The sequence below is a fragment of the Pseudoteredinibacter isoporae genome, from assembly GCF_040372805.1.
In the GTDB taxonomy this organism is placed as follows: Bacteria; Pseudomonadota; Gammaproteobacteria; order Pseudomonadales; family Cellvibrionaceae; genus Pseudoteredinibacter; species Pseudoteredinibacter isoporae_A.
Window position 1 is genome coordinate 274,287 of the sequence record NZ_BAABWJ010000004.1, and the last position, 23,245, is coordinate 297,531.

At 51.0% G+C, this 23,245-nt stretch carries 21 protein-coding genes; 5 read left to right on the plus strand and 16 right to left on the minus strand.

Features of this window, described 5'->3' with window-relative positions:
• Complete coding sequence (gene cysB, locus ABWW03_RS10890) at window positions 1-975, minus strand: HTH-type transcriptional regulator CysB (protein ID WP_353408277.1); 975 nt, start codon at window positions 973-975, stop codon at window positions 1-3.
• A gap of 211 nt (window positions 976-1,186) precedes the next feature.
• On the opposite strand from cysB, the gene ABWW03_RS10895 reads away from it, so the two are divergent.
• Entirely contained in the window at window positions 1,187-1,969 is a 783-nt protein-coding gene (locus ABWW03_RS10895) for a sulfite exporter TauE/SafE family protein (protein ID WP_353408279.1), read from the plus strand.
• A 51-nt stretch (window positions 1,970-2,020) separates the two neighbouring features.
• Here the strand turns inward: ABWW03_RS10895 and ABWW03_RS10900 are convergent, their stop codons facing one another.
• Window positions 2,021-2,920, minus strand: coding sequence for a 5'-nucleotidase (locus ABWW03_RS10900; RefSeq protein ID WP_353408281.1), 900 nt, complete (start codon window positions 2,918-2,920; stop codon window positions 2,021-2,023).
• Between the two features lie 85 nt (window positions 2,921-3,005).
• Window positions 3,006-3,647, minus strand: coding sequence for a TetR/AcrR family transcriptional regulator (locus tag ABWW03_RS10905; RefSeq protein WP_353408283.1), 642 nt, complete (start codon window positions 3,645-3,647; stop codon window positions 3,006-3,008).
• 237 nt (window positions 3,648-3,884) lie between these two features.
• Between ABWW03_RS10905 and ABWW03_RS10910 the strand changes: the two genes are divergently transcribed.
• Complete coding sequence (locus ABWW03_RS10910) at window positions 3,885-4,388, plus strand: arsenate reductase ArsC (RefSeq protein WP_353408285.1); 504 nt, start codon at window positions 3,885-3,887, stop codon at window positions 4,386-4,388.
• Window positions 4,389-4,531: 143 nt separating this feature from the next.
• Here the strand turns inward: ABWW03_RS10910 and ABWW03_RS10915 are convergent, their stop codons facing one another.
• From ABWW03_RS10915 to ABWW03_RS10940, 6 genes are all read right to left on the minus strand, one after another.
• A complete protein-coding gene (locus ABWW03_RS10915) occupies window positions 4,532-5,134 on the minus strand; it encodes a LysE family translocator (protein WP_353408287.1) in 603 nt (200 codons plus the stop codon).
• A gap of 66 nt (window positions 5,135-5,200) precedes the next feature.
• Window positions 5,201-6,379: a 2-methylaconitate cis-trans isomerase PrpF gene (gene prpF, locus ABWW03_RS10920; protein ID WP_353408289.1), complete on the minus strand. Its 1,179-nt coding sequence runs from the start codon at window positions 6,377-6,379 to the stop codon at window positions 5,201-5,203.
• 117 nt (window positions 6,380-6,496) lie between these two features.
• Complete coding sequence (gene acnD / locus ABWW03_RS10925; RefSeq protein WP_353408291.1) at window positions 6,497-9,100, minus strand: Fe/S-dependent 2-methylisocitrate dehydratase AcnD; 2,604 nt, start codon at window positions 9,098-9,100, stop codon at window positions 6,497-6,499.
• Window positions 9,101-9,253: 153 nt separating this feature from the next.
• Window positions 9,254-10,375 carry a bifunctional 2-methylcitrate synthase/citrate synthase gene (gene prpC, locus ABWW03_RS10930; protein WP_353408293.1) on the minus strand — a complete coding sequence of 374 codons (1,122 nt, stop codon included), beginning with the start codon at window positions 10,373-10,375 and terminating at the stop codon, window positions 9,254-9,256.
• Between the two features lie 106 nt (window positions 10,376-10,481).
• Complete coding sequence (prpB, locus tag ABWW03_RS10935) at window positions 10,482-11,372, minus strand: methylisocitrate lyase (RefSeq protein WP_353408294.1); 891 nt, start codon at window positions 11,370-11,372, stop codon at window positions 10,482-10,484.
• A 12-nt stretch (window positions 11,373-11,384) separates the two neighbouring features.
• A complete protein-coding gene (locus ABWW03_RS10940; RefSeq protein WP_353408296.1) occupies window positions 11,385-12,068 on the minus strand; it encodes a GntR family transcriptional regulator in 684 nt (227 codons plus the stop codon).
• 331 nt (window positions 12,069-12,399) lie between these two features.
• On the opposite strand from ABWW03_RS10940, the gene ABWW03_RS10945 reads away from it, so the two are divergent.
• Window positions 12,400-12,930 carry a DUF2062 domain-containing protein gene (locus ABWW03_RS10945; protein ID WP_353408298.1) on the plus strand — a complete coding sequence of 177 codons (531 nt, stop codon included), beginning with the start codon at window positions 12,400-12,402 and terminating at the stop codon, window positions 12,928-12,930.
• 47 nt (window positions 12,931-12,977) lie between these two features.
• On the opposite strand, the gene ABWW03_RS10950 is transcribed toward ABWW03_RS10945, so the two are convergent.
• Genes ABWW03_RS10950 through ABWW03_RS10960 form a run of 3 tightly spaced genes read right to left on the minus strand, consistent with a single transcriptional unit; the run spans window position 12,978 to window position 16,192 of the window.
• Complete coding sequence (locus ABWW03_RS10950; protein WP_353408300.1) at window positions 12,978-14,237, minus strand: lipoprotein-releasing ABC transporter permease subunit; 1,260 nt, start codon at window positions 14,235-14,237, stop codon at window positions 12,978-12,980.
• Complete coding sequence (gene lolD, locus ABWW03_RS10955) at window positions 14,234-14,920, minus strand: lipoprotein-releasing ABC transporter ATP-binding protein LolD (protein WP_353408302.1); 687 nt, start codon at window positions 14,918-14,920, stop codon at window positions 14,234-14,236. The genes ABWW03_RS10950 and lolD overlap by 4 nt, the downstream gene beginning before the upstream one ends.
• A gap of 33 nt (window positions 14,921-14,953) precedes the next feature.
• A complete protein-coding gene (locus ABWW03_RS10960; protein ID WP_353408304.1) occupies window positions 14,954-16,192 on the minus strand; it encodes a lipoprotein-releasing ABC transporter permease subunit in 1,239 nt (412 codons plus the stop codon).
• A gap of 272 nt (window positions 16,193-16,464) precedes the next feature.
• Between ABWW03_RS10960 and ABWW03_RS10965 the strand changes: the two genes are divergently transcribed.
• The gene (locus ABWW03_RS10965) at window positions 16,465-17,103 is read left to right on the plus strand and encodes a PilZ domain-containing protein (protein ID WP_353408306.1); all 639 of its coding nucleotides are present in this window, start codon (window positions 16,465-16,467) and stop codon (window positions 17,101-17,103) included.
• A gap of 168 nt (window positions 17,104-17,271) precedes the next feature.
• On the plus strand, window positions 17,272-17,595 hold the full coding sequence (locus ABWW03_RS10970; RefSeq protein ID WP_353408307.1) for a hypothetical protein: 324 nt from the start codon (window positions 17,272-17,274) through the stop codon (window positions 17,593-17,595).
• Window positions 17,596-17,597: 2 nt separating this feature from the next.
• On the opposite strand, the gene ABWW03_RS10975 is transcribed toward ABWW03_RS10970, so the two are convergent.
• The 4 genes from ABWW03_RS10975 to ABWW03_RS10990 all read right to left on the minus strand — a co-directional run bounded on the left by ABWW03_RS10975 (window position 17,598) and on the right by ABWW03_RS10990 (window position 23,106).
• Entirely contained in the window at window positions 17,598-18,560 is a 963-nt protein-coding gene (locus ABWW03_RS10975; RefSeq protein WP_353408309.1) for a helix-turn-helix domain-containing protein, read from the minus strand.
• A 39-nt stretch (window positions 18,561-18,599) separates the two neighbouring features.
• Entirely contained in the window at window positions 18,600-19,595 is a 996-nt protein-coding gene (locus tag ABWW03_RS10980; RefSeq protein ID WP_353408311.1) for a phenylacetaldoxime dehydratase family protein, read from the minus strand.
• Window positions 19,596-19,702: 107 nt separating this feature from the next.
• A complete protein-coding gene (locus ABWW03_RS10985) occupies window positions 19,703-20,704 on the minus strand; it encodes a carbon-nitrogen hydrolase family protein (RefSeq protein WP_353408313.1) in 1,002 nt (333 codons plus the stop codon).
• Between the two features lie 59 nt (window positions 20,705-20,763).
• Window positions 20,764-23,106, minus strand: a complete 2,343-nt coding sequence (locus ABWW03_RS10990; RefSeq protein WP_353408315.1) for a TonB-dependent receptor — start codon at window positions 23,104-23,106, stop codon at window positions 20,764-20,766.
• Window positions 23,107-23,245 lie beyond the last annotated feature (139 nt).

A 23,245-nucleotide genomic window follows, 5' to 3' on the forward strand; every position in this document is an offset into this window, starting at 1 on the left:
TCAATAAACCGGCATTTCAATAGAAGAGAAAAGCTCGTCCACTTCCGCTTTACTGCTGCGCGAAATCGCATCAGCCACCAGATCGCGATCCAAATGGGGGGCGAACTTCTGGATAAACTCGTACATGAAACCACGCAAGAAAGTGCCGCGACGCACACCGATTTTAGTGGTACTCGACTGGAACAGGTGGCTGGCATCCAGGGCAACCAAATCGCTATCCAGAGTTTCGTCGTAGGCCATATGCGCAATAATTCCGATACCCAAGCCTAGACGAACGTAGCTTTTAATCACATCGGCATCCGCGGCAGTAAAGACCACTTTCGGAGCCAAACCGCGCTCGACAAAAGCCTCATCCAACTTGGAACGCCCTGTGAAACCAAACACGTAGGTCACAATCGGATGATGAGCAACATCTTCCAAGGTGAGTTTGGAAACCTGACAAAGTGGGTGGTCTTTCGGTACCACGATCGAGCGATTCCAACGATAACAAGGCATCATCACCAAATCGCTGAACAGCTCCATGGCTTCGGTAGCAATGGCGAAGTCAACGGTTCCGTCGGCCGCCATTTCAGAAATCTGCATCGGCGTACCTTGATGCATATGCAAGGAGACATCCGGGTATTCCTGGATAAACTCGCCGATCACCTTCGGTAAAGCATAACGAGCCTGAGTATGGGTGGTCGCAATGGACAAACTGCCCTTGCGCTCATCACTGAACTCCTGAGCGACCTGCTTAATGCTCTCGACTTTGCGGAGAATTTCACCGGCGGTATTGAGGATGGCTTCGCCAGCTGGGGTAATCCGAGTCAGATGCTTACCACTGCGGGAAAACACTTCCACGCCCAATTCATCTTCCAAAAGACGAATTTGCTTACTGATCCCGGGTTGCGATGTATAGAGGCTCTGGGCGGTGGCTGATACGTTAAGGTCGTGATGAGCAACTTCCCAGATATAACGCAACTGCTGCAGTTTCATAGCATTCTCCCCAGTGTAAAGGTCATGGCAAGACCAGGAGCGCCAGTGGCGCCCGGAAATGAAGCTTTGTACGCCAAGCTTCCCTCCATGTATTTACTTATAAAAATATAAGTAAATATTCTTTTCCAGAATAGAGTCTAATCCGTATATTTGCCAGCACTAATTGCATTTTTAGATATAAAAATTCACCAACCTCCTACTTATTGTTTATATGGATGCCTTAACATACATATTTGCTGGTGCTGGCGTCGGCTTTGCCGTCGGGGTAACCGGTGTTGGCGGCGGCTCACTCATGACGCCTCTGCTGATCCTGTTTGGCATTCCTTATAATGTCGCAATCGGAACCGACCTGCTGTTTGCCGCTGTCACTAAAGCCAGTGGCGTGCGCAGCCATCACAAGCTCGGTAACATCCGTTGGTCTTTGGTTTACGCTCTGGCTGCCGGCAGTATCCCAGCCTCACTGGTGACAGCATTACTGCTGCAAACCTTCTTTCAGGGAGCCACCGACTATCAAGGCCTGCTCACCCACAGCCTCGGCTTGATGCTGATTGTGACCTCAGCGGTCATTCTCTTTAAAAAGCGCATCCAGCTGGCCAGCCAGAACGACGACGGCTTTATGGGTAAGGTTCATCGTCACGGTCGCCTGATTACCGTATTCAGTGGTGTGATTCTGGGTGTTCTGGTTACTCTGTCTTCCGTAGGTGCTGGCGCCTTTTGTGCGGCTCTGCTCCTGGTGCTTTATCCGAAACTCAAAGCGACTGAGGTGGTGGGTACGGATATCGCCCATGCCGTCCCTCTGACCCTAATTGCGGGCCTGGGCCACCTGTTCTTCTTGGGTAATGTGGATTTTGTCTTGCTGGCATGTTTGCTCGCGGGTTCCCTGCCAGCAATTCATTTCGGCAGTAAAGTCTCTGCTCAGCTGCCGAATAGCATCCTTCAGCCCGCCCTGGCTTCGCTGCTGATGCTATTGGGTGTGAAATTCGCCTTCTTATGATCCTAGGTAACTCTTAGCCTTCAGTCCCCTGGTTTGGGCGATGCACGCTACCTAGCCTTTGGGCTCGTTGGCAACACCGTGAGGCACATGCCCCGTCGCCACGTGCTGGCTGGCCGAACGACAGTGACTTTGCTGATCGTCAAAAAACACGTCCGCGCCATAGGAGCGCAGGAACTCACCTTTATCCAACCCTCCCAGAAAGAGGGATTCGTCCAGGCGAATACCCCACTGACGCAGGGTTCGAATCACCCGTTCATGGGCCGGTGCAGAACGGGCCGTTACCAATGCAGTTCTCAGCGGGCAGTCACCATCGGGGAAATCCGCCTGAAGGCGTTGTAAAGCTTTGAGAAAGTTCTTGAAAGGTCCGCCACTCAGCGGGGTTTTGGCTTTGCTCTTTTCGTTTTCGGCGAAGGCTTCCAAACCTTCCTGTTTATAGATGCGCTCAGATTCATCCGAGAACAGAACCGCATCACCATCGAAGGCGAAACGCAGCTCCTCATCATTGTCCTGACGCGAGCCGGCCAGCATTAATGTCGCTGCGGCCACACCGGCATCCAGTGCCTGGCGCACGTCTTCCGCATGGGTGGACAAGAACAGGTGGCAACCAAAGGCTGACACATAGCGATAAGGGCTCTCTCCGCCACAAAATGCGGCCCGGGTAATACCCAGTTCATAGTGCTCGATGGAATTAAACACCCTCAGACCGGTATCAGCACTGTTGCGAGACAGCAGGATCACTTCTACCCGAGTTTTGTCGGCATTGAGCGCCAACAGTTTTTTTACCAGTGGAAAGGCTTCCCCGGGCGCCAGAATATCTTCTTCGTGCTGGCGCTGGTAATCGGCAAAGGCCTCCAGACCATCTCGCTCAAAGACCGTATGGCTATCACTTAAATCGAATAAGGCTCGTGAAGAAATGGCAATGACCAGCTTATCGCCAAACGCGCTTGGCATAATAGGCTCTCCCTAAAACTCGTTCCTCGCCACAGCCTCAGGCTGCTGCGGCAGTTACATCGGTGCCGGAAAGATAATAACCCGGCTATGACTGATGCCGATTGAGCAGATGGCAACACAAGGCTTTCAAGTCCTGCAGACTTTTCTCGGACCGCTCTTCACTCTGATCAACCACACTCAACAGAAGGGCGTGACTGGTTTCGAGTTGTAAGCGAGCAATTCGCCCCAATTCATCATCTGATTGAGTGAAGCCCTGACGCTTATACATGTTCATAAAATGACGGATGACCACATCGTCGTGCTGGGCATCCAATTCCCGCAATTCCGGAATGGCCCACAAAGCCTGGGCTAGCGGCAAGATGGCCCTTTGTTCGCGGTACACATCCAACATCAAATCCAGCTGACAAGACACGAAGCTCTCCAAACTCATGGATTCAATATCCAGGCGTTCAGTGGCCTCCAGAGCTTCCGTCATGCGATTGAGCCAACGCTCACCCAAGGCATAGAGGATGGCGTGTTTGTTCGGAAAGTAATGGTATAGGGCCCCTACGGAAATCCCCAGATCTTTGGCGATCAGGATGGTCGTCAAATCATCAAAACCAACATCATCCAGCAAGCGAGCGGTCGCGTCGAGAATCTGCTGGGTTTTCTGCTTGGCTCGCTCTTGAATCGGCTGTCGCCTCGGAGCCAGCTTGGTTTTGCGTTCTTCTTGTCTTTCCAGGGGCATGATGTCATCGGCCTTAAATATCTTCGCTATTTTAGCCCGATTGTCGCCGAGTGACCACAAGGCGCTTAACGCGAGACCCGCTTCCCATCCATTCTCTTTGAATCCACACAGAAAAAACGATCACTTTATAAGCGTGTGGAATCCACACTCTCGGTAATTCTCGAAGCGCCCTCATCTTTTTATCACAATTTTATACAGCGCTGGACAAGGCTCTTGGCTAGCGTCAGTATCCTGACAATGAATATTTTATTTATCTGCACGCACAACCGCTGTCGCAGCATTCTCGCCGAAGCTGTGTTTCGTCAACAAGCCAACCTCAGCAACAGCTCGTTGGTGGTTCGTTCCGCCGGCAGCCAGCCTGCCGGCATCGTCCACCCGGAATCGCTGGACGCACTGGAACGACACAAGATTTCGCGGGAGGGTTTGAACAGCCAATCTTGGAACGATTTTGAACAATGGCCTTGCCATTTGGCGGTCACGGTGTGCAACTCAGCCGCACAGGAAGCTTGCCCAAGCTGGCTGCAACAGGGTCACAGTGTGCATTGGAGTCTGCAAGACCCCTCCTCCCTGCCAGGCGATCGAGGCGAGCGGCAAGCGGCGTTCGATACACTGATCGCAACACTTGAGGAAGCGGCGAAGCACTTTACAAAAAACTTGCAACAAAATGGTGAGCAGGCGGCTATTCGCAGTCTGGAACACTTCGGCGCTGTACAGAATCAGCAATCCAGTCATTACGCCTAAGCGGTCAACAGATGGATATCATATTAGCCAAATGGCATGCCTGCTTGGCTCAATTAATTGCGATCTTCCATTACCAACAGGCGTCCATTGCTTAAGGTTAATCCTCGCGGCCATCTTAGGTGGCTTCGCGCGATCGAATTCCGTTAATGTGATTGAATTGCGGCGATCAATAAGGTGGTCAACATTAACGAGGCAAACAACACTCGCAGACAGCGTCCCTGTCGAGGCTTTGAAAAAATCCCTTGCAACCATCTCCCTGCCAACAACCAGGCCCCGTCCACCAAGACCGCTACCACAAAGCAGCAAACCGCCGTCAGCAATAAGGCATGCAGGGAGTTTTCGAGTGGCAAAAGAAAACTGGAAAACAGCGCGACAAAAGCGGCGTAGGCTTTCGGGTTGATCAAATTGAAAACGAAGCCCTGCCAAAACCCCGGCGCCGAAGTATGAGAAGATTCATTCAAACCGCCAGACGCGGTCGCAATGTTGTACGCCAGAAAGATCATATACAGTGCCGCAATCACTTGCATAAACACCATGAACTTATCATGGATTGTCAGCAGTCCTTTAAGTAGCAACGCGGCAAAAGACATGACCCACACCAGACCACAGAGAATGCCCGCGAGAAACGCCACACCCTGACGCAATGGAAAGCCCGCCCCTACCGCCGCGAGCGCCATTGGCGCGGGACCTGGCGAACCCAAGAGAAGCGCCGTTGCAGCAATCAATGTCAGTAAAGATTCAAACACGAAACATCCAGAAGAGGATCCGACCGGAACCGGAGTTGACACTCGCGTCGCAACTCCGGAGTATGATTAAAAGGTGTCAGCTGGAATCCGTACCCAACCTTCCATCAACACGCGAGCACTGCGACTCATAATCGCCTTGGTTGCCGTCCATTCGCCATCAATCAGCTTAGCCTCTGCACCCACACGCAAGGTACCCGAGGGATGACCAAAGCGAACGGCTTGGCGCTCACCCCCGCCAGCCGCCGTGTTCACAAGTGTTCCCGGAATAGCCGCCGCAGTACCAATGGCAACTGCCGCCGTGCCCATCATGGCGTGGTGGAGTTTGCCCATAGACAGTGCGCGCACACAAAGATCGATGTCTTCTGCACGAACCTCTTTACCACTTGACGAGGTGTACGTCGTTGCGGGCGCAACAAATGCTATTTTGGGCGTATGTTGACGCGCTGCCGCTTCACTGACGTCCTCAATCAATCCCATCGCAATAGCACCATGGGCACGGATGGCTTCAAATTTTTCCAACGCCGCACGGTCACCATTAATGTCTTCCTGCAATTCTGTGCCGGTATAGGCAATGGCATCAGCCTTCACAAAAATAGTGGGAATACCGGCATTGATCATGGTTGCATCGAGCGTCCCGACGCCTGGAACCTCCAGAGCATCCACAAGATTCCCGGTCGGAAACATCGACCCCCCACCATCGGCAGGATCCATAAATTCAATGCCTACTTCGGCGGCGGGAAAAGTAACGCCATCCAATTCAAAATCACCCATTTCCTGAACCTCGCCATTGCAAACAGGTACGTGAGCCACAATGGTCTTCTGGATATTCACCTGCCAAATACGCACAGTGCAAATACCATTTTCAGGAACGCGCTCCGCATCGACCATGCCCTTGCTGATCGCAAAAGCACCAACTGCTGCGGTCAAATTACCGCAGTTGCCACTCCAATCAACAAACGCTTTATCGATGGCGACCTGACCAAACAGATAATCCACATCATGATCCGCCTGGCTACTTTTATCGAGAATAACGGTTTTGGAGGTACTGGAAGTCGCACCGCCCATCCCGTCAATTTGTTTCGCATAAGGGTCTGGACTGCCGATGACTCGCAATAACATAGCATCGCGAGCGGCACCCGCTTGCTGACAGGCTTCTGGCAGTTCGTCACGCTTAAAAAACACCCCTTTACTGGTGCCGCCACGAATATAAGTGGCTGGAATTTTCATCTGAGGAGCAAAAGCCATAACTCAAATCCTATCAACATTTATTCAATATGATGGTCCCGTTTAAGCAGGACAAGTAAACTCCCGCCCAATGGTGCGCATACAACACCGGGCGGGATAAGATTTTCAAACTAAGGCTTAGGCATTGCCTTCAAGAAAATCTTTTGCGAAGCGCTGTAACACACCACCGGCTTCGTACACATGCACTTCCGCTGCGGTATCCAGGCGACACGTTACCGGCACTTCAACGCGCTCACCGCTGCTGCGATTAATCACCAACGTTAAATCTGCACGCGGCGCGGGAACACCAATCACATCAAAAGTCTCGGTACCATCAATGCCATAGGTCTCACGGGTGTCACCCGCTTTAAACTCAAGCGGCAAAACACCCATACCAACCAAGTTAGTACGGTGAATGCGCTCAAAGCCTTCTGCCACAATAGCTTCAACACCTGCCAGGCGAACACCTTTCGCCGCCCAGTCACGGGAAGAACCCTGGCCGTAATCAGCGCCGGCCACAATAATCAGATTCTGACCGCGATCCATATAAGTTTCGATGGCTTCCCACATACGGGTTTGCTGCCCCTCAGGCTCAACACGCGCTACAGAACCCTGAACAACCTCACCGTTATCGTCACGACACATTTCGTTCAACAATTTCGGGTTGGCAAAGGTCGCGCGTTGCGCGGTCAGATGATCACCACGGTGGGTAGCATAAGAGTTGAAATCCTCTTCTGGTAAGCCCATCTTTGCGAGATACTCACCCGCCGCACTGCTGGCCAAAATGGCGTTTGAAGGCGACAAATGATCCGTCGTGATATTGTCACCAAGCACCGCCAAAGGACGCATACCTGTTAAGGTACGTTCCCCCGCCAGCGCTCCTTCCCAATAGGGAGGTCGGCGGATATAAGTGCTTTGCGGACGCCAGTCGTACAGAGGAGACTCGGCTTCTTCCACAGCACCCAGATCAAACATCGGGATATAAACCTGCTGGAATTGTTCAGGTTTTACGTGTTTGTTCACGATCGCATCGATTTCTTCATCGGACGGCCAGATGTCCTTCAAACAGATATCGTTTCCATTTGCATCCTGCCCCAGAACATCTTGCTCAATATCAAAACGCACGGTTCCGGCAATCGCGTAGGCCACCACCAAAGGTGGGGATGCCAAGAACGCTTGTTTGGCGTAAGGGTGAATTCGGCCGTCAAAGTTACGGTTTCCAGAAAGCACCGCCGTAGAATACAAGTCGCGATCAATCACTTCCTGCTGAATCGCTGGATCAAGTGCACCCGACATACCATTACAGGTCGTACAGGCATAGGCCACAATACCAAAGCCCAACTTTTCCAACTCTGGCAACAAACCCGCTTCTTCCAAGTACAGCTTCGCCACTTTCGAACCGGGAGCAAAGGAGGACTTCACCCAGGGCTTACGAATCAATCCGAGTTCATTCGCTTTGCGTGCTAACAAACCCGCCGCAACCACGTTACGAGGGTTGGAGGTATTAGTACAACTGGTGATCGCGGCAATAATTACAGCGCCATCCGGCATTTTGCCCTCGGCTTCCTCTGCTTTGGCCTTGTCCAAGTCCACCGCAATACCACGCTCAGCCAACGCTGATGTGGGCAAACGACGATGGGGGTTCGAGGGTCCCGCCATATTGCGACCCACACTGGAAAGATCAAACTCAAGTACGCGCTCGTACTCAGCCTCGACCATATGATCGGCCCACAAACCGGTTTGCTTGGCGTAATTTTCTACCAGCGCCACCTGTTCGGGTTCACGCCCGGTCAGCTTCAGATAATCAATGGTTTGCTCATCGATATAGAACATACCAGCTGAGGCACCGTACTCCGGAGTCATATTGGAAATGGTCGCACGATCACCAATAGTTAAGCCCGCTGCACCGTCGCCGAAGAATTCCAAATAAGCCGAAACGACGCGCTCCTGACGCAGGAATTCAGTAATCGCCAATACAATATCAGTCGCCGTGATACCGGGCTTGCGCTGGCCCGTCAGCTTCACACCCACAATGTCCGGAAGGCGCATCATGGAGGGGCGACCCAACATAACCGTTTCTGCTTCCAACCCCCCCACACCGATGGCGATCACACCCAATGCATCCACATGAGGGGTGTGAGAATCCGTACCTACACAGGTATCGGGATACGCTACACCGTCACGGTTTTGAATAACCGGTGACATTTTTTCCAGATTGATCTGGTGCATGATGCCGTTACCGGCCGGAATCACATCCACATTTTTAAATGCGGTTTTGGTCCACTCGATGAAGTGAAAACGGTCTTCATTACGACGATCTTCAATCGCCCGGTTCTTTTCAAAAGCGTCTGGGTCAAAACCCGGCGCCTCTACCGCCAAAGAGTGATCCACAATCAATTGAGTAGGAACTACCGGGTTCACTTTGGAAGGATCACCACCCTGCTCAGCAATTGCATCGCGCAAGCCGGCAAGATCGACCAACGCCGTCTGACCGAGAATATCGTGGCATACGACTCGAGCCGGATACCAAGGAAAATCCAGATCACGACGATGTTCAATAATTTGCGTCAAACAGTCATTCAATGTTTCGGGCTCGCAACGGCGAACCAATTGCTCAGCCAACACCTTGGAGGTGTAATTTAATTTATCGTAGGCACCAGGCTTAATCGCCTCAACCGCCGCACGAGTATCAAAAAAATCGATATCGCTGCCCGGTAAAGGTTTACGGAATTCAGTGTTCATATAACACCTGTAACAGAATTTTTTCTAGATTGACTTCGAGACAGTTGCACTCATCCTCGCCATCTTGACGCAGAACATCAAAGTCGACGAGCCGTTGCAACAAAGCCCAACGACCGCAAGAAGCCAGCGGCCATTGGGTAAAACCTCAAACCATTAACGCTCAGTGATTGATGGCACAGGGCGCAGCTCTTCACCGGTGTATTCTGCCGACGGGCGAATAATACGGTTATCTGCACGTTGTTCCATAACGTGGGCAGCCCAACCCGTTACCCGGGATACCACAAAAATCGGAGTAAACAATTTGGTTGGAATGTCCATAAAGTGATACGCAGACGCATGGAAGAAGTCGGCATTACAGAACAACTTCTTCTCGCGCCACATCACTTCCTCACAACGTACGGAAACCGGATACAGAACCGTGTCGCCCACCTCATTGGCCAATTTCTCAGACCATTCTTTAATAATGGCGTTACGTGGATCAGACTCGGAATAGATTGCATGACCAAAGCCCATGATCTTTTCTTTGCGTTCCAGCATGCCCATCATTTCACGTTCGGCTTCATCCGCAGAACTCCAGTTCTCGATCATTTCCATCGCCGCTTCGTTGGCACCACCATGCAGGGGACCACGGAGTGAACCAATCGCACCCGTTACACAACTGTGCATATCGGACAGAGTCGACGCACAAACACGAGCGGTAAATGTAGAAGCATTAAACTCATGCTCTGCGTACAGAATCAAGGAGACATTCATTACACGCTCATGCAACTCATTGGGTTTTTCACCGCGTAACATATGCAGGAAGTGAGCCCCAATAGTGTCGTCATCTGTTTCGGTTTCAATTTTGACGCCATCGTGGCTGAAGCGATACCAGTAACAAATCATGGAGCTCAGGGTTGCCAGAATACGATCGGCCTGATCACCCTGCTCGTCAAAACTCATTTCGGTTTCCAGATTACCCAGCATAGAAACACCCGTACGCATAACATCCATCGGATGGGCGTCTTTAGGGATATTTTCCAACACGGTTTTCAAGGGCGCTGGCAAACCGCGCAGGCTTTTTAATTTGGTTTTGTAGGCATCCAGTTCAGCCTGGTTGGGCAGATTGCCTTTCAAGATCAGGTGAGCAACCTCTTCGAACTCACATTTTTCAGCCAGATCTTTTACATCATAACCACGGTAAGTTAAGCCAGAACCGGATTTGCCTACGGTAGACAATGCGGTTTTACCGGCCACCTGGCCTCGCAGGCCTGCACCACTGAGTACTTTAGCCATTTTATTTCTCCCAGACTTTGGTTTTTTAATTCGCTTGCTGTCGTGTCTAAACTAAAGGCCAAATATGACAAATGGCCTTCATCTTGTATCAATTGATGGATGTTGCTTATTTATTTTTGCCTTCCGCAAAAAGAGCATCCAACTTCTGCTCATAATCGTGATAACCGAGATAATCGTACAACTCCATGCGAGTTTGCATGGTGTCGATTACATTGCGCTGATGGCCATCTTCCAACAGAGCCCGGTAAACCGCCTCAGCAGCCTTGTTCATCGCTCGGAATGCCGACAGAGGGTACAAGATAATACCAGCGCCCCACTCGCCCAGCTGTTCGCGACTCCACAGTTCGGTCTGACCAAATTCGGTCATGTTCGCCAGAATAGGTACATCCAAAGCGTCAGAAAAAGCACGGTAATGCTCTTCGGTTTTCACCGCTTCGGCGAAAATACCGTCAGCTCCGGCGGCTACATAGGCTTTAGCACGTTCGATGGCTTTTTCCAGACCTTCTTGCGCAAAGGAATCGGTGCGAGCCATGATAAAGAAATCCGGATCGGTGCGCGCATCAACAGCCGCTTTAATGCGATCAACCATTTCCTCGGTAGATACAATTTCTTTATTTGGGCGATGACCACAACGCTTTTGTGCGACCTGATCCTCAATGTGTACGGCAGCCGCACCGGCTTTTTCCATATCACGAATGGTTTTGGCGATGTTGAACGCGCCACCCCAGCCGGTATCAATATCAACCAGGAGAGGCAAATCACAAGCTGAGGTAATACGGGAAACATCAACCAGCACATCGTTCAGGGAAGTCATGCCTAAATCCGGCAGACCGTAAGAGGCGTTCGCGACACCACCACCCGAAAGGTAGATAGCCTGGTGGCCATTTTGTTGAGCCATCATCGCAGTATAGGCATTAATCGTACCCACAACCTGCAGTGGCTTATTGTCAATTAGGGCTTTGCGAAATTTCGCACCCGGTGAGAGGCGTTCGCTCATAGTATCCTCCAGTTAAGTATTTGCTTGCGCCTCTGCTTCTTGCAGCAGGCGTGCTTGAATATTGTTGCGCGAGGCACGAATGTGCCGACGCATTAAAAACTCAGCCAGTTCACCATCACGATCTTCGATGGCATCGATAATCTGGGTATGTTCACGAAAGGCACGATGTGCCCTGGGGCTGGACATGCCGTATTGATAACGGTACATGCGCACAAGGTGGTAAAGATCATCACACAGCAGACCGATCAACTTCTGATTTTTGCAGCACTGTACGATCTTATAGTGGAAATCCAGATCCCCTTCTTTCTGATAGTAGGACTGCCCTTTCTGCAGGGCGTCCATACTCATGTGCTGATCCAGTAAGCGTCGGAGCTCAGCCAGGTCCTCATCACTGCGGTGTTCCGCAGCCAGACGACACGCCATTCCTTCCAGAGGCTCACGGACTTCTGAAATTTCAATCATGTCCTGGGCAGACAAAGTCACAACCCGCGCACCCACATTGGGCTTTCGTATCAGCAAGCCACAGGCTTCTAAACGAGCGATAGCCTCGCGCAGAGGTCCTCGGGAGATACCATGGGATTTTGCCAGTTCAGGCTCAGAGATTTTACTGCCGGCGGGAATGCTGCCTTCAACAATAGCGGTCACCAGATCTTGAAAGACCTTGTCAGCGATGGTGCGAAGCGGAATGGATTCCAAGGGCGACCCCGTCAATTGATCAACTATTGGACAAATGTGCCAGAAAAGCAGCTTCCTGATGAAAGCATACAGCTTTGCTTTGCCCTGAAACATAAAGATTGTTGACAATCTTTAATGAAAAAGTAGTTTATTGGCCAAGATACCCCCTGTCAAGGCCACCCCCGCTATACTTTTGTCGACAATATGACTCAACGCTATAAAAATACCCCTGCAAAAAGCCAAATCAGCTTTCCAGAGGAGACTAAGTGTCAACAGACTCTAGTGGTTGTAACAATTAAAAGGCATAATTCCGGCTTCTCTCTATAAGCCATGTACAGGGCCGCCAGACCGAATGCCAAAGAAGTTGTTAAAGCGATGGATTCCCGATCCAGATAAGATCAAGCGGCAACCCGGTCTCCATTTACTTGGTTCCCTGTTGGATGACCCCAACCTATTCCATCTGAATCGTCACTCCGTGTCGGTGGCCTTTTTTGTGGGCTTGTTTTGCACCTTTGTGCCCCTTCCCGGACAAATGGTGATGGCCGCACTCATGGCATTCTTCCTTCGCAGCAACCTCCCAATTTCCGTTGGCCTGGTATGGATCAGTAACCCCATCACGATCCCCCCCATTTTCTACGCCTGTTACCGACTCGGTGTCTGGATGCTGCAGGCACCTGAGCTGGAGTTCAGTATTGAGCTCTCTTGGGCCTGGGTTTGTGAAGAGTTTCCGAAACTCTGGATACCCCTGCTGACGGGCTCACTATTCTGCGCCGTTCTGTTTGGCTGCCTGGGCTATCTGTTTATACAGGGCTTTTGGCGCTGGCATGTGGTCAGCAATTGGGAAAAGCGAAAGCTCGCCAGACGTCAGGCTAAAAAGCCCTGATCCGACCGGCCATCAATAGAAAGGTAGATAGAGCAAAACCCGAAATGCTATTCGTAGCGCAGAACTTTGGCAGGACCGATATTCGCCGCACGCCAAGCTGGATAGAGGGACGCCAGCAAACTCATCGACAATGCGCTTAGGCTGATCACCAGCACATCCTCCAGGCGTAAATCCGAGGGAACGTAGCTGATCGGATACACATCCGACTGCAGAAACTGAAAGCCCAGCAGTGTCTCCAGGCCGGCAACCATATCCGGCAACACAACTGCCAGCCCCGAACCCAGCAAGGCCCCGAACCCAGCCCCGACCAAACCAATCAACGCCCCCTGAATCACAAAAATCGTCATGATTCCGGCTGTGCTCGCCCCCATGGTTCTCAAGATGGCAATACTGCCCTGCTTTTCAATTACCACCATTACCAGAGTCGACACCACGTTGAACGCGGCAATGGCAATGATCAACATCAGAATCAAACCCACCAGACGTTTCGACATTTTCACACCGTGATAAAGATTCCCCTTGGTGTGGGTCCAGTCGGAAACATAATAGCTATAACCCAGCTCTTGGCTTAAAAACAAACGCACCTGAGGCGCCAGATCCAAATCACTCAGCGATAGGCGCAGACCGGTTACGCGCTCAGGTGTTGCTGACAACGCGGCGGCTTGTCGCAAACCGGCCAGGATCAAATGTTGATCCAATTCTGTCCCGGTATGCACGGTATCCAATACTCGCAACACTTTAATCTTTGCGCCGCGACCACGTCGCTCCGCCGGAATCACCAAGCGAAAACTCTGCCCTTTTTCCAGCTTCAATTTTTCGGCCAGTGCAGAACCGATCAACACTTTGGGCGAATCTGCCGGCTGAGATAATTCCGCCAAACGCTCGGGCGCAATAAAATCCCCAATCACCGACACCGTTAATTCCTGTTCAGGCTCAATTCCGTACACAACAATCGGCTGTGTTTGGCCTTTACGGTTAGCCAAGCCTTGCATTTCCACAAACGGGGCAATCGCCTTCACTTCAGGTTTGTCCTTTAACTGCTCCGCAAGTGCTTGCCAATCTTCAATACCACCGCGCTGATACACTGATACTTGAGGCACCAGACCTAAAATTCGCTGACGTAATTCAGCCTCAAACCCATTCATGAGGGACAGCACCACAATCAAAACCGCAACACCTAAAATCATGGCAGCCATGGAGAGGCGAGAAATAAAACTGACTAAAATCGACCCGGAGAGTGAGCCCGCACCTCGACGTCGACTGCCACCGTAGCGCAGGCCTATCAGCGGCGCGTAATGTCGAATCATAAAGTCTCAACCCGTTGCAGTTGGCGCCGCTCCAGTTTCAATACTCGATCCATCCGGCTTGCCAACGCTTGATCGTGAGTAACCAGCACAAAACTGATGCCCAACTGCTTATTGAGATGTTCCATGAGGGATTCAATTTCCGCGGCCGTTTCAGCATCGAGATTGCCCGTTGGCTCATCCATTAACACACACTCAGGTCGATTGACTAAAGCCCGAGCAATAGCGACACGCTGCCGTTCCCCACCAGATAAAGCACTCGGCCGGTGAGTCATTCGTTCGGACAAACCCACTTTGTCCAGCATATCCGCGGCAGGCCCTTTTGCCTTTGACAGACTTTGGCCGGAAATCATGAGCGGCATGGCAACGTTTTCCAGCGCACTGAATTCGGGCAACAAATGGTGAAACTGATACACAAACCCCATATGACGATTGCGCATTTGTCCACGAGCATTGGGGCTCAAACTTGAGAATGCCTGGTCGCTTAATCGTACTTCCCCACGGCTTGGTTGATCCAAGCCACCCAAAAGGTTCAGCAAGGTTGACTTGCCGGAACCGGAAGCACCAACGATGGCCACACGCTCAGCCGTCTGCAAACTGAAATGGATGTTTTCAAGGACATGCACCGGCTCAGGGCCTTCGTCGTAAGACTTGCATAAATCCACGCATTGCAAAACGGAGGTCATAGTTACTCTGTCCTTATCCTTATTGATAGCCGCCTATTCATAACGAAGGGCTTCAGCGGGTTCGATACGACTGGCCCGGTACGCCGGGTACAAAGTGGCCAACAAGGTAATTAAAAAGGCGATGCCACTGACCACCAAGGTATCTTTGAGGCGCAACTCTGATGGCAGTTCAGCAATAAAATAAATATTCGGGTCAAACAACTGCTGCCCACTCAGAGATTCCAGCCACTGACTCAAATCACCAATCCAATACGCCAGGGGCAAACCTAATAACAGCCCTAACAGAATCCCCATGCCACCCAGTGCCATCCCCTGGGTCACAAACACGGTCATCACCTGACGCTCTGTCATTCCCATGGTGCGAAGCACGGCGATATCTCCGCGCTTATCGGCAACCATCAATACCAGCGAGGTAATCACATTGAACGCCGCCACCGCCACGATCAGAAAGAGCATGATGGCAATCATGATCTTTTCCATTTTCATTGCCTGGAACAAGCTGCCCTGGGTTTGCGCCCAGCTCTTTACTTCCGTTTCCATATCGAGAAATTGCTGAATGTCTTTCAGGCCCGTTTCAGCCTGATAGATATCCTCAAAGGCCACGCGTACACCGTGCACCTTATCCCCCAATTTGAAGAGTTTTTGGCCATCCCGCAGATGAATCATCGCCAATGATTGATCCACCTGGGCTCCCACCTTAAATACGGCTACCACGGTAAAACGCTTGCTGCGCGGGAACGCACCTGCCGGCGTAATGCTGACTTCCGGTAAGGTCAATGTGATTTTGTCGCCCACTCGAACTCGCAGCCGCTGGGCGAGAATTCGCCCGATAACCATTCCATACTCACCCGGCTTCAACGCCGCCATCTCGCCGGCAATAATATGTTGATCGATGATCGAAACTTCACGCTCACGATCTGGGTCAATGGCAATCAGGCTCGAATCCATATTCAAGCCTCCATTAGACAGCAAGGCAAAGCCTTCTATATAGGGGGCAGCCCCAACAACATTAGGGTGTTGCTTGGCCGAATCAGCCAGGGCTGGCCAATCGGTGGTGTGGGCCGTCGTCGATATAAAGCCGTGAGGAATGACCGCCAGCAGGCGTTGTTTCAGTTCCCGGTCGAAACCGTTCATAACGGAAAGCACGACCACCAACGCCATCACCCCAAGCATCATGCCCAGGAAAGAAAAACCGCTGACAAAGGAAAGAAACTGGTGGCTGCTTTTGGCTCTGGTGTACCGCAGCCCTATAAATCGCGCAAGATTTGACATGGCGCTATTAAACCGAATTCCTTTATAAATTAATAGCTTATTTTAACAAGCACGACTCCCGGGCGGACTCTCCCCCAGAGGCCCCTGCTCAAAATACCAACAACCCACCGACTTCCTTGATCGCCGCCGATCCAAAAGCCTCCAACAATGATTTAAGAGACAAAGCATCTCGCTGAGCAACTGCTAGACTTGAGGAGGTAAACCGGTATTCGTCAATGCACTGGATCCAAGGTCCGTATCAATCATCTGTATCAGCTATATGAATCAGTCCTATGACTCAAGCAACCGCTAAGCCTCAAGCAACCACTAAGCCTCAAGGAGTAAGCCATCGACCGCCCAACGGCCACGATCGGCGCTGCCACTATCGGGTGGATGATCAGCTGTATTTTGAGTTCAAGCCAGTGGACCCCAAAACCCTTCGCCAGCAGCAAGCCTGCGAATTGTTTGCGCAGCCCAGCGAACGAACCCTGCTCAAGGAGTTAAACAAACTGGAGGAAGAAGGCCAGGTTCTGCTACGCGACATCGCCAAAGACCATCGAAGTATCGCGATTTACCTGTCTCTGCTCAATCGCAAAACTCAGCTGATCGCCCAGCAGCTGTGCCAGGAACAAAACGCACAACACACCGTCCAGCTGAACCTGAGCGAAGGCGGATTGGCCTTTCAACATGCCAGCGCGCTCAACGTAGGTGACTATGTCGCGGTCACACTGGGCCTGGAAGAAGACGCCTGGCATCTCTATCTCTACGGGCGCATTGTTCGCAGCTTGCCCGCAGTTCCCAGCGGTTATCAAATTGCCATCGCGTTTTGTGATCTCGATGCTGAACAACAAAAGCTGCTCACCCGCCGCGTGTTCAAAAAACAAATGCAGAGTCATCGTCGCAAACACGGTATCGAAGAATCACCACAGTGAATACCCCACCCCAGCGCCATTCTAGCGTCGTTTACTGACCGCCTCTTGATATTCGGTTTAAGGCTTTAGTCTGAATATCAGTTCTTTCCAAACAATGTTAAGCTCCCGGCGATGCTGATATTATTGCCATCGGCAACATTCGGAATTTAAGGAAGGAAGGTTAACACCATGAACAACAGCGTGCTTATAAAAGGCCTTGTAAGCGTTGTCTTTTTTGCAAGTGCCAGCGCGACCAGTCTTTACACACACAGTGAAGAGATTCGTATCCCGGTTGGCAGCCAGGGTGAAAACAGCGTTGAACTACCCAATCGAGGACTCAGCAGCAAACAGTTACTCAGTCAGTTCGGCGAGCCCTTGCAAACCAACGGTCCAGTTGGCTCTCCTCCGATCAGCCAGTGGCACTATGATGGGTTTGTCGTGTACCTGGAAGGCGACTATGTGATTCACGCCGTTCGCAAACCCAAGCCCCAAAAGAACAGTGCCAGCGAGTAACTTTAGTCCCGCAACTCACTGGGGGAAACGCCAAAGTGCTTTTTAAAGCTGCGAGAAAAATGCGCGTAACTGTTGAAACCACAGCGATAGGCAATCTGCTCGATGCTCGATAAACTCTGTTGTTTATCGAGCAGAATATTCTGGGCTTTCTGTAAGCGTTTATCCAACACCAGCTGGTGCAGACTTTGTTCCTGGCTTTCAAATAATTTCTGCAAGTAACGCAAAGAAATTCCTTGAGAATCCGCAATTTTTTGATTATTCAAATCGGGTTCTGCCAGGTTGTTTTCAATAAACCTCAGTACTTTTTTTCGCAGACCTTCCTGCACAAGACGGTTGTCCGCCGCCTGAGTAAAACGCACCGACGAACTGTAAGCCATTGCAATCATATTCAGTAAATTATCACTTAAGTCCTCACACATATCAGGCACAGTATTGAGTTCTTGAGCAAGCGACAAAATAAAATTGGACAACACCGCACCGATGCCCTGTTGTCCATCAATAGAAACGGCCGTATAACGTTCGGGTTCCAAAAGGTGCTGGCGCAGCACATCTTTCGGCATTTGAATAATCAGCTGATGGAAAGGTTTGTTAAAAGACAGCGTGTAGGGCTCAGTACTGTCGTACAAAGAAAAACTGCCACGCGTCAGGTGAGCTTCTCTTCCTCCCTGCCGGACAAACCCCTCCTGACTCAACTGAAAACTGATCAGGAAATCTTCTTCGGCAGAATGGGCGATCAGTTTTTTATCACGCTTGACATGCTGAGGATCGGCCAGAACTTCAGAAAATCGCAGTTTAGCCAAACCAACACCGCCACGCACAGAGCCCTGAAAGGCATCTTCGGAGCCCACGTTGCAATCCAGTTTGACGTACTCCTGGCAGATTGCATCGCACCAGTATTCCTCACGATCGGCAGTGGGAATATCCAGGGTGGAACGAGTATAACCATGCTGCAAAAGAAAGCTCATAAGCGCCTCGTATTCACGGGTTAAAACCAGTGTACAAACTTAGACCCCGGAAACAAAGGGTAAAATGCCTGTTTTGTCATGGCATTGTATGTACTCGAATTCTCCGCCACCGTCAGGACAAACAGCCACCTCATGCCAAAGCTGGAGCTGAAGCGTTTCGCCGTACTTCTCGGCCATGACCATAAACTTTCCAAAAATATCCAAATGCGTAGGATGGCTCTTGGCCCATTCCTCAAAAGCAAAAATATCCTTTGCATAACCCAGACCAAAAGTCTGTTGTGTTGCTTGCCAGTGCTCATCAAGCACATTCACCAGGCGCATACTGTAACAAGCGCATTCCTCACCTTGATCACGCAGGTAGTCCATTCCTTTCTGCAAGACCGGATGCACGTTGCGGAGATAGTCATTGGCCTGCTCTTCATTACAATGGCCCCAGTCCTGCCCGGAGCGAATCATGCACAAATTAGATGGCGCCGGTATTCGGACAATGGACTCGTGCTGCGCCTCACTGAGCGCGCGAGGTGCCGCTCCACCCCTCACATCACCAAGAGCACAACAGGCAATCCGGTCTCGCATACCACCTGGGTATCCGTGTTCCAGTATGGGCCCTTCTAGATCATCTCCGCTGCTGGCCACGCCATGGGTATCCGGGCTCGACAGTAGAGTTTCAAAATGCTCATGGGGCAGACTCATGGTTTCTCGCCATAGGCCCTGCTCGGTGGTTTCTGCCAGCTGATACCAACGATCACTCGCCACGCTCCACCAGCGCTCATACTCAGTTTCGCGCCAGTAACTGATTAACAGGAAATTGTCCTGTCCAGCCGCATCCACAAAATGGCCCCTTTCCACCAACAGGGGCCCAACAGGGAGAGGAAACTGGTCGGCGATAAGCGTTTGCTGCTGCCATACATCCAAGAGCGCAGGAGTGCTCGCCTGAACCGCAAAATACGCAACACGCAAGGCGGTTGTGTCTTTCCACAAAGCTTGCCAAGCAGGCGCCGGCGGTTGCCAATTGGGGGGCATATTATTTTTCATTTTTTTTCGCCTTTAAGTTTGATCCAGCAGTAACGCTCAACTTTGCCCGATTCTCGGGCAAAAGCAATTGTCTTTCACATGAACGGTACGGCGCCGACACACCGCAGCTATTCATCATCCTCATGATGGACAGCCTGATCGTCCTCGCTGACAACGCACTCAGTCAAGGAGTCCGCCACGGGTGTCATTGCCTGACGATTCAAAACCAGCCGCGTCACATCCGGGCGGGCATAGTGCCCAACAGGATCCGCAAAACTTTTTGAAACAGCGATAGCAGCGATATCAATATCGGCGATTAATAAACCTTCTTCCTCCGAGCCCAATGGCGTACACAGCGGGCGACCATCCGGACCGAAGATTTGCGCAGCACCGCCCCCGGTGGAAATCAAAGCGGCCTGCTCATCGTTTTCGACCAGCATCTCGATCATCGCTTCTGAGACAACACCGCAAGGTGCCAGGACATAGCATTGCCCCTCTGCGGCGTACACCTGAGACAGTGCATTGTTCAGCTCCGCTCCCAGGGCATAGGCCTCAGGGTAACAACTGAAACTTGGCCAAGAGGCGATATGCAATTGTTCATGCATACCATACATGGCGTACTTGCTTAGTGGTTGTAAATGTTCCCAGCAACACAGCTGCCCCACTCGAGCGATATCACAATCAATGACATCCAGGTCACTGCCGTCACCTTCACCGAAGACTGTACGTTCCATATGAGTAGGCTTGAGTTTTCGGCGAGCCTGCAATAGGTCACCCTCTCGCCCGATCAGCATTTGCGCTATGTACAGTGAGCCGTGGTCACGCTCGCTGAAGCCTATAGATACCATAATGTTGTTTTCTCGCGCTGCCTGCGTCAAACGTTCGCAATGACGGTCGCCAATTTCAATACAGTTCTCATGGTAGGCCTGAAAATACTTCATATTATGTGCGGTACAGGACAACCACAGCCACCACGGATAACCCGGCAACCAGCATTCCGGGAAAGCAATAATGGACGCGCCCTGGCCTGCCGCCTGCTCGATCAAGGCAATGGCTTTGTCTACGCCGGCATCAATATTCATGAATTCTGGCGCCGCCTGAACCGCCGCCGCTTTAAAGGTATTGCTCATCATCTACTCCTTACTAAAGGCCAGCCCTGGCCTTTGTTTAACTACGAATTGTGTGCCACTCAGAATCGATACCGAAACGTCAGGCCGTACTCTCTCGGGCGATTAAAATTCGCTTCATGAAAACCCAGACCAAAATTGGAATCGCCACTTTCGATATAGCGTTCATCTTTCAAATTTTTTGCAAACAGCATCAAATCAATGGATTCATCTATGCTATAGCGCACAGATGCATTCCAAAGCTCATACGCCTGTTCAAACAGAAAGCGGGAGTTTTGGGAATCGTTATGGATTTCATCGGTGTAACGGTAGTCCACACGAAACGCCAACTCATTGGATTCCAATGGCACTACGTACTCAAAACCCAAATTAAATGAATGCTCGGGTGTGTTCACCAGCTTTGCATTTTCATCAATGCTCAGAGACAGGCCTTCGATAGGGTTGATCGCGTCGTAACTTGCGTCGGTGTAACCGTAAGCCAAATCCATCTGCAGGTTTTCAAACAAAATGGCGCTCACTTCCAGCTCAAGACCTTTGATGTCAACCACACCTGCGTTGGCAGTTACTGGGCCGCCTAGATTGTCAAAGAAGGTCACCTGTACGTCTTCATAATCCGACCAATAAGCGGCAGCATTGACACGCAGGCGATCATCCCACCCCTGCCATTTCACACCGATTTCATGACTGTCCAGCGTTTCAGGCTCGAAGGTGCGCACATTGTCAACGGCCTCAACATAACGCAGCACAAAACCACCACTCTTAAAACCTTGGGAAAAGCTGTAATACAGCAGAGTCCCATCCTCAAGGCTTGCGTCGACACCCAGTTTATAGCTGGTTTGTTCGAACGCATCGCTGACCTGACCGCTGCCATTGCCAACCAAGGGCGCGAGACCGGGAGTAAAGACACCATGTTCATTCACAGCGCCCGGAAAAAAGGGATAACCATTCCCTTGATCGTCGGCACCAATGTATTGCGTGTAGCGGAAGAATTTTTCATCACGCGTGTGTCTTAAACCACCTGTGACACTCCAAACATCGCTCAGCTGCCAAGTCAGTTGCAGATACGCCGCTTCGGAACTGTTATCAACATCGGCGTAATTATTAATCGTCGCCGGGAAGCCTGCGCTCAAATCCGGCGTTGGCAAAAATACATCGACAAATACATCATCAGTGCCCTGCTCTTCAAAATAATACAAGCCACCCACATATCGCAGCTGGTCATCAAATAAACTGCCCGTTATCTGTAACTCATGACTGCTCTGTTCATGCTGATAATTCGGGTTACGGGTTTCAGTAATTGCATGGGGAGAGTTATCGGGGTCGCGATTAAACTCGCCTTCGGTTTCCCGGTCGGCATAGGTATATTTCAAGTCAAAGCTTTCCGCATGGTAGTTCGCAACAAAAGCGAAACCATCAATGGATAGCTTGGTACCTGATTTACCGGTAGCAAATGTGATATCCGATGCGCGTCCAGGAATAAACTGGGCCAGATCCGCCAACCCGGTAGGGATATCACCGAAGTTCGCCAGTGAATAGCCAACCGTACCCGCACCCGGTGTAAACCCAACCAATGAAGAGGCTGCGCTCGCTTCGTTAATGTTTGTGGAATCAAGATTCAGGGCGAAGTCCCACTGTTCATTCAGTTCATAAATGATATTGCCTCGGAACGACAGTTTTTCTTCATCACCCAGCTCGTCACCGACGTTAACACGCGACACATAGCCATCGCGCTTTTTGCTGGAAAACGCCCAGCTGCTGCGTAGAGAATCACTGAAAGGAATGTCAATTGCCGCGCGTACATCCTGACGACGGTCATTCCCGGCAGTTAGCTCCAACTTGCCCTGGAACTCATCCGCGGGCTTACGTGAGGTGATACTGATCGCACCACCGATGGTATTGCGTCCAAACAACGTGCCCTGCGGACCACGTAACACTTCAATTCGTTCAACATCCAGCACATCCAACACGCCACCTGCAGAGCGTGACATGTACACACCATCAACATAGGTACCAACACCCGGATCGGTGGTCAAACTGAAGTCTGTATTTCCAATGCCTCGGATATACACGACGGCACCCGATGACAAACCACTGACCGGTGAGGTTGTATCAAACACCAGATTGGGGGCAAAGTTTGCAACTTGAGCAATGTTATCAATGCCCTTGTTTTCAATGGCAAGCGAAGTGAAAGCCGACACCGCAATCGGAGTATCCTGCAAACTCTCTTCGCGCTTTTGTGCCGTAACCACCACTTCTTCCAGGGCGCCTTGGGCGAAAACAGGCGGCGACAATGTCGCCGCCAAGGCCAGACTGATCGCCATCGAAAGAGGTGCCGGGTTTATCGATTTGGCAAACTGGGGTTTTACCCTGCTTTCTATAAGGCTATTGAATGTATCGTGCATCATGTGACTCCAGATTATTATCGTTTTAATGTGGGGTCAGATTAAATAACGAACGAATTAAGCTCCATGACTCTGCCAGCACGGCGTAATGACAAAAACGGCACAAACACGAGTTTCGGGAGAAAAACAAAAAAACCGGCCA

Excerpts from the sequence above, each read along its gene's own strand:
- cysB (WP_353408277.1), bottom strand. The coding sequence starts at position 975 with ATGAAACTGCAGCAGTTGCGTTATATCTGGGAAGTTGCTCATCACGAC.
- ABWW03_RS10895 (WP_353408279.1), top strand. The coding sequence starts at position 1,187 with ATGGATGCCTTAACATACATATTTGCTGGTGCTGGCGTCGGCTTTGCC.
- ABWW03_RS10900 (WP_353408281.1), bottom strand. The coding sequence starts at position 2,920 with ATGCCAAGCGCGTTTGGCGATAAGCTGGTCATTGCCATTTCTTCACGA.
- ABWW03_RS10905 (WP_353408283.1), bottom strand. The coding sequence starts at position 3,647 with ATGCCCCTGGAAAGACAAGAAGAACGCAAAACCAAGCTGGCTCCGAGG.
- ABWW03_RS10910 (WP_353408285.1), top strand. The coding sequence starts at position 3,885 with ATGAATATTTTATTTATCTGCACGCACAACCGCTGTCGCAGCATTCTC.
- prpF (WP_353408289.1), bottom strand. The coding sequence starts at position 6,379 with ATGGCTTTTGCTCCTCAGATGAAAATTCCAGCCACTTATATTCGTGGC.
- acnD (WP_353408291.1), bottom strand. The coding sequence starts at position 9,100 with ATGAACACTGAATTCCGTAAACCTTTACCGGGCAGCGATATCGATTTT.
- prpC (WP_353408293.1), bottom strand. The coding sequence starts at position 10,375 with ATGGCTAAAGTACTCAGTGGTGCAGGCCTGCGAGGCCAGGTGGCCGGT.
- prpB (WP_353408294.1), bottom strand. The coding sequence starts at position 11,372 with ATGAGCGAACGCCTCTCACCGGGTGCGAAATTTCGCAAAGCCCTAATT.
- ABWW03_RS10945 (WP_353408298.1), top strand. The coding sequence starts at position 12,400 with ATGCCAAAGAAGTTGTTAAAGCGATGGATTCCCGATCCAGATAAGATC.
- ABWW03_RS10950 (WP_353408300.1), bottom strand. The coding sequence starts at position 14,237 with ATGATTCGACATTACGCGCCGCTGATAGGCCTGCGCTACGGTGGCAGT.
- lolD (WP_353408302.1), bottom strand. The coding sequence starts at position 14,920 with ATGACCTCCGTTTTGCAATGCGTGGATTTATGCAAGTCTTACGACGAA.
- ABWW03_RS10960 (WP_353408304.1), bottom strand. The coding sequence starts at position 16,192 with ATGTCAAATCTTGCGCGATTTATAGGGCTGCGGTACACCAGAGCCAAA.
- ABWW03_RS10965 (WP_353408306.1), top strand. The coding sequence starts at position 16,465 with ATGACTCAAGCAACCGCTAAGCCTCAAGCAACCACTAAGCCTCAAGGA.
- ABWW03_RS10970 (WP_353408307.1), top strand. The coding sequence starts at position 17,272 with ATGAACAACAGCGTGCTTATAAAAGGCCTTGTAAGCGTTGTCTTTTTT.
- ABWW03_RS10975 (WP_353408309.1), bottom strand. The coding sequence starts at position 18,560 with ATGAGCTTTCTTTTGCAGCATGGTTATACTCGTTCCACCCTGGATATT.
- ABWW03_RS10980 (WP_353408311.1), bottom strand. The coding sequence starts at position 19,595 with ATGAAAAATAATATGCCCCCCAATTGGCAACCGCCGGCGCCTGCTTGG.
- ABWW03_RS10985 (WP_353408313.1), bottom strand. The coding sequence starts at position 20,704 with ATGAGCAATACCTTTAAAGCGGCGGCGGTTCAGGCGGCGCCAGAATTC.
- ABWW03_RS10990 (WP_353408315.1), bottom strand. The coding sequence starts at position 23,106 with ATGATGCACGATACATTCAATAGCCTTATAGAAAGCAGGGTAAAACCC.